The 20,761-nt window shown below is 33.4% G+C and carries 14 protein-coding genes; 7 read left to right on the top strand and 7 right to left on the bottom strand.

The window, feature by feature from the left end; translation table 11 throughout:
• The first annotated feature begins 14 nt into the window (after positions 1 to 14).
• The 3 genes from H6589_01495 to H6589_01485 all read left to right on the top strand — a co-directional run bounded on the left by H6589_01495 (position 15) and on the right by H6589_01485 (position 3,067).
• Positions 15 to 443, top strand: a complete 429-nt coding sequence (locus H6589_01495; GenBank protein ID MCB9173262.1) for a hypothetical protein — start codon at positions 15 to 17, stop codon at positions 441 to 443.
• A gap of 82 nt (positions 444 to 525) precedes the next feature.
• Complete coding sequence (locus H6589_01490; GenBank protein MCB9173261.1) at positions 526 to 2,370, top strand: PLP-dependent transferase; 1,845 nt, start codon at positions 526 to 528, stop codon at positions 2,368 to 2,370.
• A 37-nt stretch (positions 2,371 to 2,407) separates the two neighbouring features.
• Positions 2,408 to 3,067, top strand: a complete 660-nt coding sequence (locus H6589_01485; GenBank protein MCB9173260.1) for a hypothetical protein — start codon at positions 2,408 to 2,410, stop codon at positions 3,065 to 3,067.
• A 7-nt stretch (positions 3,068 to 3,074) separates the two neighbouring features.
• On the opposite strand, the gene H6589_01480 is transcribed toward H6589_01485, so the two are convergent.
• The 3 genes from H6589_01480 to H6589_01470 all read right to left on the bottom strand — a co-directional run bounded on the left by H6589_01480 (position 3,075) and on the right by H6589_01470 (position 6,342).
• Positions 3,075 to 4,850 (bottom strand): arginine--tRNA ligase, encoded by a 1,776-nt coding sequence (locus H6589_01480; GenBank protein MCB9173259.1) that lies wholly within the window; start codon positions 4,848 to 4,850, stop codon positions 3,075 to 3,077.
• 110 nt (positions 4,851 to 4,960) lie between these two features.
• Positions 4,961 to 5,335 (bottom strand): GxxExxY protein, encoded by a 375-nt coding sequence (locus H6589_01475; GenBank protein MCB9173258.1) that lies wholly within the window; start codon positions 5,333 to 5,335, stop codon positions 4,961 to 4,963.
• Between the two features lie 44 nt (positions 5,336 to 5,379).
• Positions 5,380 to 6,342 carry an arginase gene (locus H6589_01470; protein ID MCB9173257.1) on the bottom strand — a complete coding sequence of 321 codons (963 nt, stop codon included), beginning with the start codon at positions 6,340 to 6,342 and terminating at the stop codon, positions 5,380 to 5,382.
• An 81-nt stretch (positions 6,343 to 6,423) separates the two neighbouring features.
• On the opposite strand from H6589_01470, the gene H6589_01465 reads away from it, so the two are divergent.
• The 4 genes from H6589_01465 (at position 6,424) to H6589_01450 (ending at position 11,878) form a co-directional block, all read left to right on the top strand.
• On the top strand, positions 6,424 to 7,824 hold the full coding sequence (locus H6589_01465; protein ID MCB9173256.1) for an arginine decarboxylase: 1,401 nt from the start codon (positions 6,424 to 6,426) through the stop codon (positions 7,822 to 7,824).
• Positions 7,825 to 7,921: 97 nt separating this feature from the next.
• The gene (locus H6589_01460; protein MCB9173255.1) at positions 7,922 to 8,614 is read left to right on the top strand and encodes a hypothetical protein; all 693 of its coding nucleotides are present in this window, start codon (positions 7,922 to 7,924) and stop codon (positions 8,612 to 8,614) included.
• A gap of 117 nt (positions 8,615 to 8,731) precedes the next feature.
• Positions 8,732 to 11,218, top strand: a complete 2,487-nt coding sequence (locus H6589_01455; GenBank protein MCB9173254.1) for a DNA translocase FtsK — start codon at positions 8,732 to 8,734, stop codon at positions 11,216 to 11,218.
• An 18-nt stretch (positions 11,219 to 11,236) separates the two neighbouring features.
• A complete protein-coding gene (locus tag H6589_01450) occupies positions 11,237 to 11,878 on the top strand; it encodes an outer membrane lipoprotein carrier protein LolA (GenBank protein MCB9173253.1) in 642 nt (213 codons plus the stop codon).
• A 72-nt stretch (positions 11,879 to 11,950) separates the two neighbouring features.
• Here the strand turns inward: H6589_01450 and H6589_01445 are convergent, their stop codons facing one another.
• From H6589_01445 to gldF, 4 genes are all read right to left on the bottom strand, one after another.
• Positions 11,951 to 17,059: a PKD domain-containing protein gene (locus H6589_01445; GenBank protein ID MCB9173252.1), complete on the bottom strand. Its 5,109-nt coding sequence runs from the start codon at positions 17,057 to 17,059 to the stop codon at positions 11,951 to 11,953.
• A gap of 151 nt (positions 17,060 to 17,210) precedes the next feature.
• Positions 17,211 to 18,224: a DUF4340 domain-containing protein gene (locus tag H6589_01440; GenBank protein ID MCB9173251.1), complete on the bottom strand. Its 1,014-nt coding sequence runs from the start codon at positions 18,222 to 18,224 to the stop codon at positions 17,211 to 17,213.
• 5 nt (positions 18,225 to 18,229) lie between these two features.
• Complete coding sequence (gene gldG, locus H6589_01435; GenBank protein ID MCB9173250.1) at positions 18,230 to 19,969, bottom strand: gliding motility-associated ABC transporter substrate-binding protein GldG; 1,740 nt, start codon at positions 19,967 to 19,969, stop codon at positions 18,230 to 18,232.
• A complete protein-coding gene (gene gldF / locus H6589_01430) occupies positions 19,963 to 20,694 on the bottom strand; it encodes a gliding motility-associated ABC transporter permease subunit GldF (protein ID MCB9173249.1) in 732 nt (243 codons plus the stop codon). Before gldF ends, gldG begins: the two co-directional genes overlap by 7 nt.
• Between the last annotated feature and the right edge of the window lie 67 nt (positions 20,695 to 20,761).

Here is a 20,761-nt window from a genome sequence, read left to right as displayed (position 1 = left end):
AAACATTAGATAGTATGATACGATATATTTTAATAATTTTTTTTAGTTTTATTTCTAGTTTAGTTTTTGGACAAAATATATCAAATAATTCTGTTGTTATTACAATTGATAAAGAATTAATTAACGATACAAATTGTAATGATTTATCTTGTAAGACCTTATTGATTGAAAGACTAAACAATAAATCTAAAGTTATTATTTTATTCCCGTTGGGGGGTTCTCAAACAGATGTATCGCTTTACTTATTAAAAGATTATCTAGAATACAAAAATGATTCTAAAGAACTTGATTATGTTACAAAAAGACGTGATAGTAAAGTAATTATTGATGGGCAACCATTAACAATAAATATGACAGATTTAGAAGACAATGAATACCTTGTTAACTATATGAGCTGCAATTCACATGGTCTAATAAAGTTGTTTTTGAAAACAAAAGAATAATAATAGCACAACAAAACTCCCCAAACTCCCCTAAAACAAATCGAATTAATGTATATTTTTGGCTTCTCTAAAGGTTTAAATTATGGAAGCAAGTAAAATGCTAAATTATATTAAAGATGTATTGGTAAATATGCCAGCTGGTTGGTTGAGTATAACCACTCATCGACTAGATATTTACGAAGAAAAATTGGCTAAAACTCAATTTTTAGAACAGTTCGAAAACTTGTTTAATACCAACAATGCTACATCAACGGCACTGAACGAATTACCAACTGCTTACGATTACATTCGTTTAGGCCATCCATTATCTTGTGTGCTGGAATGGGCAATAGCTAAATCAAATAATCTAAAACCTGAAAGTGTCATTGGTTTTTCATCACAAACAATGCCTGTGTTGGCGATTTTACGAAAAAATTTATTAGCCAATAAAAACACTCAACTTGTTTATAAGGGTAAATTACCCGCTTTTTTTGATGCTGAAATATTGCGAAACATTTATGGTTATCAATTTGAATTAAAGCAAGTGGATAAAGCTTCGGATATTCCTGCTTTTAACGGCAGTACTATTTTTATTTCACAACAAGATGAAATTGCTGCGATTAATCTTACTTCAAACGTTGATTTTTACATCAATGTTAACGGTAGTCTCGGAAGTATTTTATTGGTAAATGGCGAGCAAAATGAAGATTATATCTCAGAAATTCAGCATGTAAGACGAAGAGAAACCATTGCAATGACACCAGCCAATTGTCTTTCAGCTTTAAAGTTGCTCATCGATAAGTCAGCAATTGAAACTCCAAAAAACAATGTTAAGGCAAACAAAACAGCGGTATTAAATTTAATCAACGAAATTACTGGTACAACCACAAAAGCACTTGTTGCTTCTAGTGGACTATCTATTCAATATGCCATTTTAATGGGTTTAATCCATGATGCGGTGGAAAACCATAAAGGAAAAGCGATAAAAATTATTGTTCCACCAAATTGTTATGGTGGTACCAACGACCAAGCCAGACGTATTGCTGCTTGCCTTAATCATGTTGACGTGGTTGATTTACCCGTTGATGGCGGTAACGACATGAATAAAAGTATTGATACGGTTTTAGCTAAAATTGCCAACGAAGATGCTGTTCCTTACATTATTGCTGAAATACCTACCAACCCACGAGTTGAAGTGCCTGATTTGATTCAATTAAAAAATGTATTAAGTGCAACGCGTAAAACTGCAAATGGCGGTATCGCAATACCGCCAGTGTTTATTTTAGACCAAACATTTTGCCCTAATGTGCACTTTTTAGGCGATAACGACATCCTTGCATCGGTTAAAACCATTTCGTTTGCTAGTGGTTCTAAATTCCCGAGTGGCGGACTTTGTACTGCTGGATACTGTGTAGGAAACAACAAAACCGCTGCTTTGATGGAGAAAGTAGAAAAGCACTTATTACTTTGCGATAACGAGGCTACAGCCCTACAATATGAAATTTTGGCTCAACAAATGCCTTCGATGAATCAACGAATTAGTGACGCTTACAAAAACACGCGTGAATTTGTAAACTTTATTAGCAAAACCCTGCCAACAGCAAAAATCAATTTTGTTTCAGAAGAGTTGGCAAAACAAGGGTTTACACCATCCGTATTTTCGTTAGACCTACCAACAAAAGGAAATACTGCTGAAGAAAAAGAAGCATACAAAAGGGAATTAAACCATAAACTAATCAACTTAATGATTACAAAAATACCTAACGAAAGTAAGTATTGCGTGAGTTACGGACAGTTAAAAGGTTGTTATTGGACGATACCTGCAACATCAACTCAAGGCACAACCAAAGAAGGCGACAAAGATTACATTGCCCGAGTAGCTCTTTCTGCCAACATGGATTTGGAACTGCACAAGAAAGTGTTTTTAGATTTTGTTGGAACGATTTGAGATTGGAAAAAAATTATAAAATCAGATTGAATTACACATGAATACAAAAACTATACTTTTTTTAATCTCTTTTATCCTACTTCACTTTAAGTTTTTGGCACAGAATTGTGAACTAACCACTCGTGAATTAATTCATCAACTCACTTATAAAATAGACACAATAGATGCTAAAACATATGAAAATGTTTTCGTTGAACAAAATTTGGTTCTTGTCATACAGAAACCAGAAGAATATTTCCAAAAAGAATATCCTAACATATTCATAAAAAAAGGGCTCTGTTACTATTTCAAATCTATAGAAGGAGAAGAATTAAAAGCATGTGCAATAGATACTTCTATTGATTTTAAAGAGAACTTGCAGTATGAATTCAAAGGAATATATTGCAATAATTTATTAATCTATATAAGTGGGTATGAATCTTGGGGACACCTTTCTGTTAGTCTTTTAGATGGAATGACTTTTAGCACATTAGGGAAACCCATTACTTCAAATTGTAAACTAATATATTCTTATTCCCAAAATTATGGGGAGGAAGAAATAACAATCTTTGACGTTGCAACAAAAAAACAACTTGTCCTTATTATTGATAGTTGGTTTACAGACGAATCTAAGCAAGATGATAATAATATATTTTTTAAAATGAAATCAATGAATTGCTTAGAAAAAGAAATCTATCTAAGAGTTTCAATAAAATAAGTACGATTTACATCTTATCAGGAACATTAATACCCAATAAATCCATCCCAGATTTTATTACTTTGCCCACATTTTCTGCTAATTGTAAACGAAATGCCAATTTGTTAGCGTCCTCTTCTCGTAAAATATCAACAGTTTGGTAAAAGTTGTTAAACTCTTTAACCAAATCAAAAACATAGTTACACAACACCGCTGGGCTATATGTGTTACCTGCATCGGCAATAACGGTAGGGTAATCGTTCAAGAGTTTAATCAAACCTATTTCCTTTTCGTTAGTATCAACACTTGTAAAAGTTTTGCTAAATCCTTTTTCTTGTGCTTTTGCCAATAACGATTGAATTCGTGCATAAGCATATTGTATAAATGGTGCTGTATTTCCGTTCAAGTCAATCGACTCTTTCGGGTCGAAAACCATTCCTTTTTTAGGGTCAACTTTTAACAAAAAGTATTTTAATCCACCCAAGCCAATGGTAGCATACAACTGTTCTCTATCCGTTTCGTTCATGTTTTCGATGTGTCCACGCTCTTGTGTACTTGCTTTGGCATCTTGCACAATGCTTTCCATTAAATCGTCGGCATCCACCACCGTTCCTTCACGCGATTTCATTTTACCTTCGGGCAATTCAATCATACCATACGATAAATGGTAACAACCATCCGCCCAACTGTAGCCTAATTTTTTAAGTATGGTAAACAACACCTTAAAATGATGGTTTTGTTCGTTACCAACCGTATAAATCAACCCACTTAGGTTTTGATGTTTTTTGTAACGTTCAATAGCCGTTCCAATATCTTGTGTCATGTACACCGAAGTTCCATCAGCACGCAACAACAATTTGTCGTCCATTTTTTCGGCACTTAAATCGCACCAAATGGAGCCATCAGGTTTTTGATAAAACACTTTTTCTGCCAATCCTTTTTCTACCACATCTTTACCTAAAATATAGGTGTCCGATTCGTAATACAACTCATCAAAATCAACTCCCATGGTTTTGTAGGTTACATCAAAACCCTCATACACCCAGCCGTTCATGGTTTTCCACAAGTCAACCACAGCAGCATCGCCTTCCTCCCATTTCAACAACATGGCTTGAGCAGCTTTAAAAATTGGAGCTTCTCGTTCAGCTACTTCTTTTTCAGTTCCAGCATCCACTAAAGTTTGAATTTCTTTTTTGTATGCTTTGTCAAACTCCACATAATACTTACCCACCAAATGGTCGCCTTTTAACCCACTTGTTTGAGGAGTTTCTCCATTACCAAACATTTGCCAAGCCAACATACTTTTACAAATGTGTATGCCACGGTCGTTAATAATTTGAGTTTTAAACACTTCGTGTCCGTTTGCTTTTAAAATTTCTGCAACCGAATAGCCTAAAAAGTTATTTCTTAAATGCCCTAAATGCAGCGGTTTATTGGTATTTGGTGAAGAATACTCCACCATGTACGTTTTACCAGAAGTTGAAGCAAAACCAAAGGTTTTATTGGCATTAATTTTTCCAAAAAGCTCCACCCAATAATTTGCAGAAATAGACAAGTTTAAAAAACCTTTAACCACATTAAAATCTTCGATTTGGTCAATGTGTTGTTTTAAATATTCACCCAAATCATGAGCTGTTTGCTCTGGCGATTTTTTTGAAGCCTTTAAAAAAGGAAAAACCACCACCGTTAAGTCTCCTACAAATTCTTTTTTTGTTTTTTGTGGTTGAGCTAATTTACTGTCTATATTTTCATTGTAAAGCGACTGAATTGCTTCAACCACTTTTTGCATTATTGTATTTTCCATATTTTTTTCTATTTCTCGCAGATGTCGCTAATAAACGCTGATATTTTCACAACTTTTTTTCTCGCAAATTCCACAGATTTCCGCTGATTAGATATTATATTTATCTTGGATTATAAATTATTTACTATTCTTACTATTTTGATTGGATCTTCATTAAAATTTATCAATAAACCAAGTTTCTTATTTGTTAATTTCAAATAAGTTAAAAGTTGTTTGTGATGGACAGGTAAAAGCGTTTCTATTGATTTAACTTCTATAATAACCAAATCATCCACTAATAAATCAAGTCTAAAACCTAATTCCAATTTAACATCTTCATACACAACAGGTATAGGCAGTTGTGTTTTTACTCCCCTTTCCATTTTTGTTAATTCATAAGCAATGGCAGCCTCATAAACAGACTCAAACAAGCCAGGACCAAGCTCATTATACACTTTGAATGCAGCGCCTCTAATGTCGTATGAAATATTATCTTCCTCTTTCATTATAATTTATTCTCCGCGTAAATCTGCAAAATCTGCGCGAAACTTTATTTGATATTCACTTTTTCTATTTTATCGGTAACATCTAGCAACACATCAAATGCAGTTTCTGCCATTACATTACCTTTATTATCTAAACACGGATTTACTTCAACTACTTCTAAACAAGCTACTTTACCCGACTCTATCATTCCATTTATAATCTGTTTAATTTCGTTTTGGTCAAAACCTTTCGAAACAGGAGTTCCTGTTCCTTTAGAAATTAAATCGCAATCCATACTATCTACATCAAACGAAATGTAAATTAAATCACAGTGATTAAGTTTTTGAAGTGCTTCTGTTAAACACAGCCCCATTCCTCTATACCTGACTTCTTCAACTTTGTAGTTCTTTATGTTGTTTTTTGCTATGGTATAATCTTCTGGAGATTCGGTATCTCTAACACCAAAATAAATCAAGTCTGAGTGTAAAATTTTAGGTGTGATGTTACCAATGTTTTTCATGGCTTCCCAATTTTCTCGGGTAGTTTCAGAAACATCGTTTCTTTTTTTATCCATGTTGTCATCAGCCAAAGCAGCAGCCAATGGCATTCCATGTATATTGCCAGACGGCGTTGTATAAGGAGAATGAATATCGGCATGCGCATCAATCCATACTACTCCCAATCGTTTATTAGGGTAAGCACATTTAATTCCACTTATTGTACCTAAAGCCGAAGAATGATCGCCAGACAGCACCAATGGGAATTTATTTTCGATTAAAGTGTCTTTAACATATTCCGATAAACGCTCACAAACAGCTCTAACTTTATCAATTCTTAATCCATAAGGCGTATTTTGTTTACCATAAACAGCCTCGTTTGATGTAGGTACATCAACATAACTATGGTTATTAAAAAAATCGCTACCCGCATTAATTGCAGCTATTTCTATAGCATCTACACCCAAGTCTGAGCCTCGAGTTCCAGCACCTATGTCCGACCGATTTTTAATTATTTTTATTTCTTTCATCGCTAATTAATTATAAAAACCCTCATCCAAGTCATTTACTTTTGTAATTTTACACCAATCTAACTCACTTAAGTTAACAAAATGAAAAACACTTATCAAGATTTAATAGAGCAAACATTTTTCTTTCCGCAAGATGGCTACGAAGTTATTGAAAATGAACTACACTTTAATAAAATTCCATTAATGGATATTATTAAACAATATGGAACACCTTTAAAACTGTCGTACCTACCCAAGATATCTGCACAAATCAATAAAGCCAAAACCATGTTTAAGGTGGCTATGGCAAAAGTGAACTACGAAGGTAATTATACTTATTGTTATTGCACAAAAAGTTCCCATTTTTCATTTGTTTTAGAAGAGGTTTTAAGAAACGATGCTCACATTGAAACTTCTTCTGCCTATGATATTGAGATTCTTAAACAGATGTTTGAAGAGAAAAAAATCTCAAAAAACAACTACATCATTAGTAATGGATTTAAAAGAGAGCCCTACCTTCAAGGTATTACCGATTTAATGAAAAGTGGGTTTAACATTGTTCCAATACTTGACAACAAAAGAGAATTAGACTACTACATCAACGAAATAAAAGACACTAAAGAAATAAATATTGGTATTAGAATTGCATCGGAAGAAGAACCTTCTTTTGAATTCTACACTTCTAGGCTTGGTATCAGACACAAAGACATCAAAGAGTTTTACAAAAACAAGATTAAGCCCAACAAGAACATTAAGCTTAAAATGCTTCACTTCTTTATCAATACTGGCATAAAAGACACCACATACTATTGGACTGAGCTTTTAAAAGCATTGAGCATATACTGCGACTTAAAAACCATTTGTCCTGAATTAGAAGGATTAAACATTGGTGGTGGCTTACCATTTAAAAACTCGTTGGGTTTTGAGTTTGAGTACGAATACATGATTGAGGAAATTGTAGCCCAAATAAAAGATTATTGCAATAGTCGAGGTGTTAAAGAACCTAACATTTTTACAGAATTTGGCTCATTTACCGTAGCTGAAAGTGGTGTTAACATTTACTCTATTATTGATGTTAAAGAGCAAAACGACACTGAAATGTGGTACATGATTGACAATTCGTTTATTACTACCCTACCTGATTCGTGGGCAATTAATCAACGCTACATTTTACTTGCAATAAATCATTGGAACAAAGAATTTCAGCGAGCCAATTTAGGAGGGATGACCTGTGATAGTTTAGATTATTACAATTCTGAAGCTCATGTAAATCAAATATTCTTACCAAAAGTTGACAATTCAAATGAAGAACCGCTCTATATAGCATTTTTCAACACAGGTGCTTATCAAGAATCACTGGGAGGATATGGAGGCATCAAACACTGCCTAATTCCATCGCCAAAACATGTTATAGTTGACAGGGATGAAAACGGAGAATACTTCACCAAACTATTTAGCAAAGAGCAAAGTTCTAAATCAATGTTAAAGATTTTGGGTTATTAATTGTTAAACACTATAAGTTTAACTGCAATTATTTTATATTAACCAATAGTTCATAAAAAGATTTATATATTTGTGCATTACGCCTAAATTATTGGTCTTGAATAAACTATTAAAAATAGTATTCTTAACTTTTGTAGCCCTCATCTTAACTAGATGTGGAGATGGCGTATCAAATCAAAGCGAAGGAGTTATTGATTATAAGGTTACTTACCCAAAAATGGAGAAAGATAACTTTATGCGTGACTTTATGCCTCAAAAAATGAAGCTTAGTTTTAAAGACAATACCTACTCAAACAGCCTATCGGCTGGAATGGGAATGTTTAAATCGAGTTTTGTTTGCAATAAAAACGACCAAGAATTTTTACAGATGGTTAAGTTGATTAACAAGAAATATTCTCTACGGTTAAATGGAGATGAAATTGTTAAATCAATGAGTACGAAACCAACATACTCGGTAGAATTTACCAATGATGTAAAGAAAATAATTGGTTACAACTGCAACAAAGCAATAGTAACGGTAAACAATGATTCACATGATGCTTTTATCGTTTATTATACCGATAAAATAAAGATTGAAACACCTAACTGGTGCAACGAGTTTAAAGATATTCCTGGCGTAATGTTGGAATATCAATACGAGAAATATGGCGTTTGTATGCGTTTTACCGCTACAAAAATTACCTATAAAAAGGTTGATGACGAAGAGTTTTTATTGCCTACCGATTACAAACAAATTTCTGAACCAGAAATGGACAAAGAAATGCAGGAAATATTTGATAGCTTTAAGTAATTAAGCGCTTATTTCTGCACAATATTTATTCACACTTCATTGTTATTTAATAACGTCGTTTTTCATTTATAGATGTATTGATTTATCTATCTTTGATAAATATTGAACTTACACTAAATGGCTAGAAATCAATTTAAAACTGAAGTAAACAAAGAGACTGAAACAAAAAAAGTTTCAAAAGAGACCGAAGCCGATTCTAAAAAAAATTCATTTGGGTTTTTCAATAAAGTAATTCAGGTTTTTACCAACGAAAAATTGGTTAAAATTACGGGGGTTAGTTTGTTAATTTTCTCGCTATTCACTCTACTGTCATTAGCTTCCTACTTATTTACTTGGAAAATTGACCAAGATAAATTAAGCGAAAGTTGGAACAACATTCTATTCAACAATGAAATTCTTTTAGAAAATTGGATGGGTAAATTTGGCGGTTTACTAGCTCATCAGTTTATTTATTCTGGGTTTGGGGTGTCTTCGTTCATCTTTACACTACTATTTTTTATTTTGGGGTTTAGAATATTGTTTAAAGTTGAATTGCTTTCATTAAAGAAAACATTCAACTATTCTATTTTTAGTATTGTTTGGTTATCAATTGCTTTAGGTTTTCTTTTTGCCAAACAACCCATTCTTGGAGGTACATTCGGCTACCAAACCAACTTGTGGTTAATTAGCATAGTTGGCAAAATTGGAGTTGGTTTTATTTTATTGTTATCGTTATTGATTTATCTCATTATCAATTTTAATTTCAACTTTGCTTTAACCAAAACGTTTTCTAAGCTAGAGAAAGAACTTAAAGATGATGATGAAATTATTGAACCACAGGAAGAAAAACCTTTAACAGGACAAAATAAATTTAAGGAACCCCAAACACAACCTACTGAAACAGTTGAAGAAACTCCCCACACAATAATTGAGGATGAAATAGAAGATGAAACCAATGAATCAGAAATTGTTTTATCAACCAATACTCCTCCAGTAAAAACAGAAACCATTGATGAGAAAGGCGTTTCTTTTGTGGTTGAAGAAACCGAAGAAACTGAAGAAATCTTAACAGAATCTGAAATAAATAGTAAAGTAGCAGAATTTGGGGAATATGACCCAACACTTGATTTATCTTCGTATCAATTACCTCCTCTCGATCTTTTAAAAGATTTTGGAAATACCCAAAGAAAAGTATCGCAAGAGGAGCTTGAGGCTAATAAAAACAGAATTTTAGACACCCTTCAAAACTACAACATTAAAATTGCTTCGATAAAAGCTACCATTGGTCCAACTGTAACACTTTACGAAATAGTTCCTGAGGCTGGTGTAAGAATTTCAAAAATTAAAAACTTAGAAGATGATATTGCGCTTAGTTTGGCAGCACTTGGCATACGTATTATTGCTCCCATGCCCGGAAAAGGAACCATTGGAATTGAGGTGCCAAATTTAAGCCCTGAAATTGTATCCATGCGTACTTGTATTGCTTCCGATAGATTTCAAAATTCTAAAATGGAATTGCCTATTGTAATGGGTAAAACCATTACCAACGAAACCTTTGTATTTGACTTAGCAAAAATGCCTCACTTGTTAATGGCTGGAGCTACTGGACAAGGTAAATCGGTTGGGTTAAATGCTGTTTTAACATCATTACTTTACAAAAAACACCCTTCACAATTAAAGTTTGTACTGGTTGACCCTAAAAAAGTAGAGTTAACACTTTACAATAAAATTGAACGACATTTCCTTGCAAAACTCCCTGATACAGAAGACGCTATTATTACCGATAACCAAAAAGTAATAAACACGTTGAACTCTTTATGTATTGAAATGGACGAGCGTTACGGCTTATTAAAAGACGCCATGGTTCGTAACATTGTGGAATACAACACTAAGTTTATAGAGCGAAAATTAAACCCCAACGACGGTCACAAATTTTTACCTTACATTGTGTTGGTTATTGATGAGTTTGCCGACTTAATAATGACTGCAGGGAAGGAAGTAGAAACCCCTATTGCTCGATTAGCTCAATTAGCACGTGCCATTGGAATACACTTAATTATTGCCACACAACGACCAGACGCCAATATTATTACTGGAATTATTAAAGCTAACTTCCCAGGTAGAATTGCCTTTAGAGTAACTTCAGGTATCAACTCACGAACAATATTAGATACCAGCGGTGCTGATCAATTAATCGGTAAGGGAGATATGCTTATTTCACAAGGAAACGATTTAATTCGTGTACAATGTGCTTTTGTAGATACTCCTGAAGTTGAACGTATTTGTGATTTTATTGGAAATCAACGAGGATACCCAGAGGTATTTACTTTACCTGAATTTGTTGGTGAATCATCATCAGGCGGTACTGGTACTTTTGATGACGACGAAAAAGATGCCTTATTTGATGATGCGGCTAGGATTATTGTATCTAGCCAACAAGGTTCTGCCTCATTACTTCAACGAAAACTAAAAATTGGATACAATAGAGCCGGTCGAATTGTTGATCAAATGGAAGCTGCAGGAATAATTGGTCCTTTTGAAGGAAGTAAAGCTCGTCAGGTTTTAATTACTGATTCTGCAACTTTGGAACAGTTTTTGTCTGATATGAATAACTCAAACAATTAAATAAAAATCATATTTATAATGAAAAAATTAATCGCAGTAGTTGTTACTACAATATTAGCATTAAACATTAATGCTCAAGACGATGCTCAAGCAAAAAGCATTCTGGATAAATTAAGTAAAAAAACAAAAGCTTATTCATCTATAAAAGCAACATTCCAGTATACCATTATCAATAAAAAAGATGGTATTAACGAAACTCAAGATGGTGCTATTCAAATTAAAGGTAACAAGTATAATCTTTCAATAAAGGGACAAGATGTTATTTCTGATGGAAAAACCATTTGGACGTATATCAAAGAATCGGAAGAAGTTCATATCAACAATTTATCGGAAGATGAGAATGATGGAACAATAAGTCCCAACAAACTATTTACCATTTACGAAACTGGTTTCAAATACAAATTTGTTGAAGAAAAAAACAATGTTTATACCATTAATTTATACCCAAAAGATGCTAGCTCTAAATCTTTCCATCGAATTGCATTGTATATTGACAAACTAAAAGATGAAATAAAAGAAGTAAGAGTTTATGGAAAAGATGGTAGTGAAATGACTTACAAAATAAAAAGCTTTATAGCTAATTCAGCTTTAGCTGATAGTAATTTTACTTTTGATAAAACAAAACATCCTAAAATAGAGGTTATTGATTTAAGAGATTAATTAAAAACCTATATAAAAAGAAAAGAGCTGTTTCGTTTGAAACAGCTCTTTTCTTTTATTTAAACAACAGTTTTATTTAATAACTGTCACTTTACCAATATAATCATGCCATTCATCAAAGATGTCTTTAGCTCGCACCTTGTAAACATAAACATCTGTTTGTACAATATTACCATTATAAGTTCCGTCCCATGATTGATCCACACCAATTTCATCATATATTTTCAATCCCCATCTATCAAATATCTTCACTTGCAACTCTTTAATTCCATATCCATCTACATAGAAGAAATCATTACTAAAATCACCATTTGGAGTAAATGCATTTGGTATCCATATTGCATATATTGGTTTAATATTTACTATTTTCTGTGTTGTATCTCGACATCCGTATTCATTTTCAATTCTAAGCACCACTAAATAAAATCCAGTATCTGTATATTCATGAACAGGATGCTGAACATTAGAGGTTGCGCCATCGCCTAATTCCCAATCCCAAGTACTTGCAATTATCGATTGATCTGTAAATGTAATGTCATTATCCACGATTGAAGCCTCATCATTTGGCCAATAAGAAAAACTTGCTAACGGTATTGGATTTGAATGAATGTAATTCACCTTGGTTAAAGTATCCTTACATCCGAAGTTTGATGTAGCAATCAACCGTATACTATAATCTCTAACACTACTATGTGATGGATTTGTAAAACAATACATAGGATTTTGACTAGAAGCATCTTTTATCCCATCAGATGTAAAATCCCAATTCCATTGAGTTATTGTGCTACCTGCACCTATCACTGTATTATCAGTAAATGTTACACATACTGGTGTACATCCTGAAACAATATTTGGTGTAAAGTCAACAACTGGCAAAGGATGTACTGTTACAGGTTTTGTAATAGAATCTACACAATTATGATTTGTGGTAACTATTAATGTTGCATTAAACACACCATCAGATCCATACATATACATTGGATTTTGTAAAGCACTTACACCTATTCCATCTCCAAAATTCCAACTCCATTGAGTATTGGTATTTGTTGTAAATGAATTCGATACTGTTGATGAATCTACAAATTGTGTCAAGTTATTCAAACAAACAGATGTTGGTCCAAAATTTACATTAGGCAAAGGCCAAACCTCAATATTGTTCTTAGCAATTGTATCACTACAGTTATTATTAGTCGTTACAATTAATTGAACATTATAAATACCTTGTGAAGCATATAAATGAGTAGGACTTTGTATCATTGATGATTGACCATCTCCAAATTTCCAATCCCACACTGTAATTGTCCCTGTTGATACTACAGAATTATCTGTAAAAGGGACATTAGCGCTTACACATTGATTCACAAAAGTAAAATCAGCATCTGGCATCGGATGTATCGTTACAGGTTTAACTATAGTATCTTTACAACCATTGGTTGTGGTTGCAACTAATTGTACATTAAAAGTTCCTGCAGTAGCATAAAAATTAGTTGGATTTTGAGTTGTGTTATCTACACTTCCATTATTTGTAAAATCCCATGCCCACTGATTTATTGTTCCTCCATTTCCTAATGAAGCATCTGTAAATGGCGCTGCTAAATTTAAACAAACATTGTTCACATTAAAATCAGCTGTAGGTTTTGGGTTTACTGTAACTGGTATTACCACATTATGTGTACAACCACTATCTGACGTTACTGTTAAACTTACATTAAAGGTTCCTGAAGCAGGATAAATATAGGTTGGATTTTGAATTACACTTGTTCCTACTCCATTTCCAAAATCCCAAGCCCACGAACTGATTGCACCTGTACTTATTGTTGAACTATCTATAAACGTAGTAACAAAATTTAAACATGCATTTGCAGCTGAAAAATTAGCCACTGGTATTGGATTCACAACAACAGCTATTGTAACAGAATCTTTACAACCTAATGCACTTGTTACAAACAACTCAGTTTGATAAGTTCCTGCTGCTGGGAAGGTATATGTTGGGCTTTGCGTAGTATTATCTATAGTACCATTTCCATCATAATCCCACTCCCAAGTATCTATTGGTGTTGTACCTCCATTATTATTTGACAAATCAGTAAAGACAGTTCCTGCTCCATAACACTCATTACTATAAGTGTAATTAGCTATTGGGTTTTCAGAAACTGTTACATTTATTGTTGTATCATGTACACATCCAAAAGTATCTACTACTGCAAGGTTTACAGGATAGGTGCCTGCTCCTGAAAATACAAAGCTTGGGTTTTGCTCATTATCATCAGCACTTCCATTATTATCAAAATCCCAACCCCATGTTTGTATTGCTGTACTACCTATTGCTGTTAAATCTGTAAATGATGTTGCAGAAGTATTACATGCAGTATCTGTTGAAAAATTGGCTACTGGGTTAGCATAAACCTGAATATTTCTATTATAATTACTGATACAACCACTATCAGAAGTTACTGTTAACGTAACATTGTATGTTCCTGCAGAAGCATATGTATATGTTGGGCTAGGCGCAACACTTGTTCCTATACCATCGCCAAAATTCCATGCCCACGATGCTATTGAACCTGTTGACACATTTGAACTATCTATAAAAGTGGTATTATTTCCTAAACATTCGTTTGTTCCAGAAAAATTTGCAACTGGTATTGGATCTACTGGCACAACCATAGTTACCGAATCTTTACAGCCAGTAGTTGTAGTTACCAATAATTCTACTGTGTAACTACCAGCTGCAGTATAACCATTTGTGGGGTTTTGAGTGGTATTATCTACTACTCCATTATTCGTGAAATCCCACGACCACTGATTTATTGTTCCTCCATTACCATTTGATAAATCCGTAAAACCAGTTGTTGTTCCAAAACATACATTCGTAAATGTAAATGCTGCGGTTGGTTGAGGTGCTACTGTAACATTGTTTGTAACAGTATCCTTACAACCATGCCCATCAGTAACAATTAATGTTACTGGATAAGTACCATCATTAGTGTAAGTATTTGATGGACTTTGAGTTGTATTGTCAATTGTTGTATTGTTATCGAAATCCCACTGCCAACCAGTAATTGTTGTATCTCCTTGAACAGAAGTATTGGTAAAAGCAGTAGCAAAATTCTCACATGCTGTATTTGTTGTAAAATTTGCTACAGGATTATCATAAACCTCAACAGTAAAATTAGCTGTATCACGGCACGTATTGTTAGATGTGGCTATTAATGTTACATTATATGTTCCAGCTGTACCATAAGTATTTGTAGGTGTTTGAGTTGTATTATCAACCGAACCATTGCTTTCAAAATCCCAACTCCATCCAGTTATAGTTCCTGATGAAATATTAGAGTTATTTACAAAAGTGGTTGCTGTATTTAAACATTGATTGGTAGCAGTAAAATCGGCTACCGGAATTGGTGCAACAACAACATTAATAGTGGTATCATGACCACATGAACCACCAATAGACACTTGTAATTTAACTGGATATGTTCCTGGTGAAGGGAATGTATGAGTAGGGTTTGGAGTACTATCATCATATGTACCATTGTTATCAAAATCCCAATCCCATGTATCAACTCCTGCCGATGAAACATCTGTAAAATTTGTTGCTAAACCCGCACATACTATAGGAGTTGTAAAGTTTGCAGTAGCAATTGGTTGAACAATAATTTGTATTGTTGTATCATCTGTACAACCTGTTGTTGTTACACTTAAAGTTGCATTATATGTACCTGGAGTATTATACACTTGTGCTGGTGGGTTTTGAGAAGTAACATCTACATTTCCATCACCATCAAAATCCCAATTCCAACCAGTAATACTGCCTAATCCAGTAATAAATGAAGATTCAGAAAAAGATACTGACTGACCAGCACAAATAGTTGTTGGATTGGCACTAAAAACCGCAGTAACTGTATCAACAAACTCGTAAATATCTTTAGTTAGCGTAATAGCACAACCAGGACCAGTAACAGGAATAACTTGAACAGAGTATTGACCAGGAGTTGTAGCAACTGTCGATTGTGTAGTCGCTCCAGTATTCCACAAATAACTTGCAGCTCCAGGAGGTGCTGTCATTGTTGGATAACCATTACAACTAATAGTATCTGGCCCCAAAATTTCGCCAGGAGAACAGCTAGCTTCAACATAAGCATAGCCATAATGACCACCCTGAGAACAATCACCAACAGTAAACTCAACTGTAACATTAGTACCAATATACGATTGAAGTGGGACAAAAACAGTAGTCCAATTCTTATACTGCACAGTGCCATTATTTACCCAAGTTGTATCGCCATCTCCTGCAGTAGTACTATATCTTCCACAAACTATTTCAGCTCCATTTTGATCATAAACTCTAGCTTTAAAATAAGGTTTTTCTCCTAATGTGTGTCCTGATGGATCTTCCATAATAGCGGCATAACTATAAGTGAAATTAGCACTATTTATATCTACCAAAAAAGTCTGAGACATACTAGCAGCTCTACCTCCTGTACCTGTCCCATCTCCTAATTGAGCTGTACAACCTCCTCCATTAGGATTAACTCTTGGTATTAAAGGGACTACAGGGTCATTTCCTCCCGTTACAATAAAATGTTGATCAGAAGCAGATGTTGGTCCTAATGCAGTAACATTTACATAACCATATGGATTTGCATCAACATCACCATATGATCGATCCCAGTTAGTAAAATCACAAGTTTCCATATCAGGATTATTACAAGGCTGACCTGCTCCTAATGTTACATCATGATTATGAGGTATGTTTGAGCCTAACTTGAAATTACTCGAATTGTGAAAAATAAACCCATTTGGGTCAAAAGGCTTGCTTAATTCGGATTTCAAAAAATCATCAACCAATTGATTGGACACTTCTTTCAATTTATTTTTTATCTCCTCTCCATTAAAAGTCTTCCTATTTGTGAAATATTCAATTAAAGGTTCGCTATACTTTTTGGCATTATTACGATAGTAACTCCTAAAACTATTTTTTTGATTTTCAACAATTAAAATATTATTATAATTGAGTCCAAAGAATGCTTCTTGAAGCTCAATCATATAGTCTTTATTGCTATTAATCTCGCTAATTGTTAAAGACTTTTGTTCAAATACAGATTCACTCTGTGCTAGCACACTTATAGTGCTAACTAACAAAACAAGAACGAATACTTTTTGCGATAATCTTCTCATAGTAAATCAATTATTATTTATCAATAAAGCTAATCATTTTTTAAATGCTTAACAATATTAAAGACGCAACTTCCTGAAAATGGAAGCCTTGTGTTGATAAAAAAATGATTTTAGATGTATTTGTTAAATTTATAACAAGCTTTAACTAAAATTATTTCAAGAAAACTTGTTTTGGAAGGGTAATTTTATCAAATGTATGGAATTGAATATATATCAACAACTCATCATTTAAAACAGCATACATTCTATCAACATCATATTTATACGGCTCACCATTGTTGTCCAACACATTTTTGTAGTTAGGCATATGAATAGCTTTAATTATAGTCGACTTTCCATAAATATCAGTTAGTTTTATTGTAAAAAATGGCGAAGTTTTCCTTACAGAATCTTGTTTTTCAGCTCTTAATTCATCCAACACAATCATTTCGTAATTTATGTCTTCATACATATTTAGATATTGTTGAACCTTATTGGTATCAATATTCTTCATCGGTTGATTGTTTAGGCCATCAAACAGTGTTACTTCATTAATATTTCTCTCTATTCTAAATGATTCTTCAGGTTTCTCGGTATACATCACCTCCAAAGATTTAATTTCTTCTGGTTGATAACTAAACACATCTGCAGCCCTCCATTGCAATGGATTAGCATAAAAACGAGGAGTTAAATATCCATAAAACCCAGGTATATGTGCTATAAATGGAACAGTTGATTTCTCTCCATTGTTCTCCAACAACATATAAGTTCCTTCATTTCCCTGAGTAGCACCACCAATATAATACACTTTTGTTGGCTTATCTCCTCCTTGGTAAATTTCAACCTTTGTATTTTTTGTAGCAATACTTTTTATCACATTATTTAAAGCTGCTTTTGCCACTGGAGTTTTTACTGCTATTCTATAAAACGCATTCAACAACAAATCTACCCCATCTGGTCTAGCCTTATGAACACCTTCAACCAACCAATATTTATCTCCCCTAGTTAAGGTTACTTTATCTCCAGTATGGTCTGAAATAAATATTTTATCAATACTGGCTGTATCTTTTATAGCAAAATCTGAATGCTCAATATTTAATGTTCCACTACTTTTAGACACAAAAAAATAAACTGCAATTGCAACTAAAATTAAAAGTGTAGCTAATAAAAATTTGTTGTTTTTCATCTTGTTTATTTAGTGTATTTCTTTTTACGATCAAAATAATGAGCAATCCCAAAAATTAGAATCAGCCCTATTGGCAACACCGTATTTATCAATTGCCATTTAAATTTTTCTTTTTTCAAAAGCGTTTTATCCATTAATCGAATCGTCAGTTTTTTTGAACGAACTCCCATTATGCCCGTATCGTCGCATAAATAATTTACCACATTAAGCATAAAATCATCGTTACCAAATTGCTGATTAGTAAACCTATCGTAGCCCAATTGATAATACTGACTGGTTTTTACATTCACATAATTTTTTGCGATATCGCCATCTGCCACTACCACCATTTTATTAAAATCACTTTCTTCTTTAAAATTAATTTCATTACTTGTTGCTATTTGAGGGCTAATTCTGTTTTTAAATACCGATTGAAATTTACCCTCCAACAAAACTGCCGCTACTTGGTTTCCATCTGTAAATTGAGATTGGTCTGGCTCAACTCTTAACATACCTAAACTTATACGCGTAGGGGTATTACTAACTTTGGTATAGATAGAAGATTTTAATAATCCCGTTTTATGAATGTTTGGTCTGGCAATGGTATCTATTGTACTTACAAACTCACCTTTTACTGCATTCAAGTTATTAACGATTGGATGTGTATTTGCTTGAGTAAGTAAAGGAAAAAAGAACCAAGGAAACAATTGCGTTTTTGGCTGATTACCTACTCTACCCGTAACTACTGGTATTGGAGCTGACTGAATATCTAAAATTAAATTGGTATTTAAACGAACTCCATAAGTAAAAAGCTGATCGTCCAAATTTACATTTTGAGGAATAGCCATAGTAATATCAGCATTCTGTAAGCTATCCATACTTGCAAAAACGGGGTCGATTAACCAAACCACTTTTCCTCCGTACATTACAAATTGGTCGATTACAAATTTGTCTTTTTCAGAAAAAGGCTGTGTTGGTTTTGCAATAATAATAACATCATATTTAGTTTTTACCCTAAAAGCCTTTAAGCTGTCAATCATTACCCTTTCGGTAAGACTAGCAAGTTGCTCATCAATTGAAATTCTATCAACAGTATAAAACTCTGCAAGCATAGTTGCCAATGAAGCAGTTTCGACTTTATCTAACTCACCATGTCCTTCTATTAATGCAATTTTTGGTTTTACGGGAATTATCAAATTTCTTATCGCGTTAGCAACTTCATATTCCAATGCCTCTATCGAACCATTCAACATCATTTCTGGCGAAGTTCCCATTTGGCTTTTCAGCAGTTGTACAGGAACATCTTTTCCTCTGTAAGTAAAAATTGCTCCTGGCCAAATAATTTTATTGGTTTGCCCATCTTCATCTTTTACATTTAAATCGGTTGGACGCAACCCTTCTTTATATAACTGCTTGTAAATCTCTTCACGTTCTTTTTCGTCAGGACTTTCTGATGGGTTGATAAATTCGTATTCGATATTTCCTTTTGAGTAAGCCCTGAACTCGTTCAACATTTCACGTGTTTCGTCGCGCAAACGTTTAAAACCTGCTGGAAATTCGCCTTCTAAATAAACCTTAACAAATACAATATCTTCTAAATTAGCTGATAATTCCTTGCTGTTTTCCGAAATTGTGTATCGTTTTTCTGAAGTTAAATCAAATCGTTCAAAAGCAAATGAGCCAATATAGTTCAACAACAATATCACTCCAACTCCAGCAATTAGAGTAGTAATGTCTCTTTTTTTATTTACATTTTTCTCTACCATTTCCTACTCCCCACAACCGTTTTAGTAAATAATAAAAAAAGAAAAATAACTCCTAAAAAGTAAATCACATCTCGAGTATCAATAACCCCTCTACTCATTGATAAATAATGAGTATTGATTCCAAAATTGATGATGATATCATCTATTGGTCCGAATAAATTTAAAGAACTGATGGATTCAAAACCTACGTAAGAGAAGAAACACAGGAATACGCCAACAATAAAAGATATGATTTGATTGTTGGTTATTGCACTCGAAAACAAACCAATGGAAACAAACACACTACCTAAAAATAACAATCCAAAATAAGAACCAATAGTACCACCCATATCGATATTACCTACTGGAGAACCCAATTGATAAACGGAATAGAAATAAACCAATGTTGGTAGTAAAGAAAACAACACCAACGAAAATCCAGCAATGTATTTTGCGAAAACAATTTGAAAATCAGTTAACGGTTTTGTCAATAATAATTCAATGGTTCCTGTTCTGCTCTCTTCCGAAAACAAACGCATGGTAATTGCAGGTATTAAAAACATAAAAACCCATGGAGCAATATAGAACAAAGCACCTATACTTGAATAACCTGATTCTAGGACATTGGTATCACCAGGAAATACCCATAAAAACAACCCAATAGTAGTTAAGAAAACCGCTATTACAATATAGCCGATTAACGACCCCAAAAAGCTACGTATTTCCTTATTTATTAGTGATAACATCCAAAAATTTAATAGAACCCAAAAATAACATTTTTTAGGTTGGAGTTCAATGTTTACTATTTAAAGT

The organism is Flavobacteriales bacterium (assembly GCA_020635795.1).
Classification (GTDB): domain Bacteria; phylum Bacteroidota; class Bacteroidia; order Flavobacteriales_E; family Vicingaceae; genus Vicingus.
The sequence above is the reverse complement of the archived record's forward strand: the minus strand, read 5'-3'. Positions and strand labels throughout refer to the sequence as shown.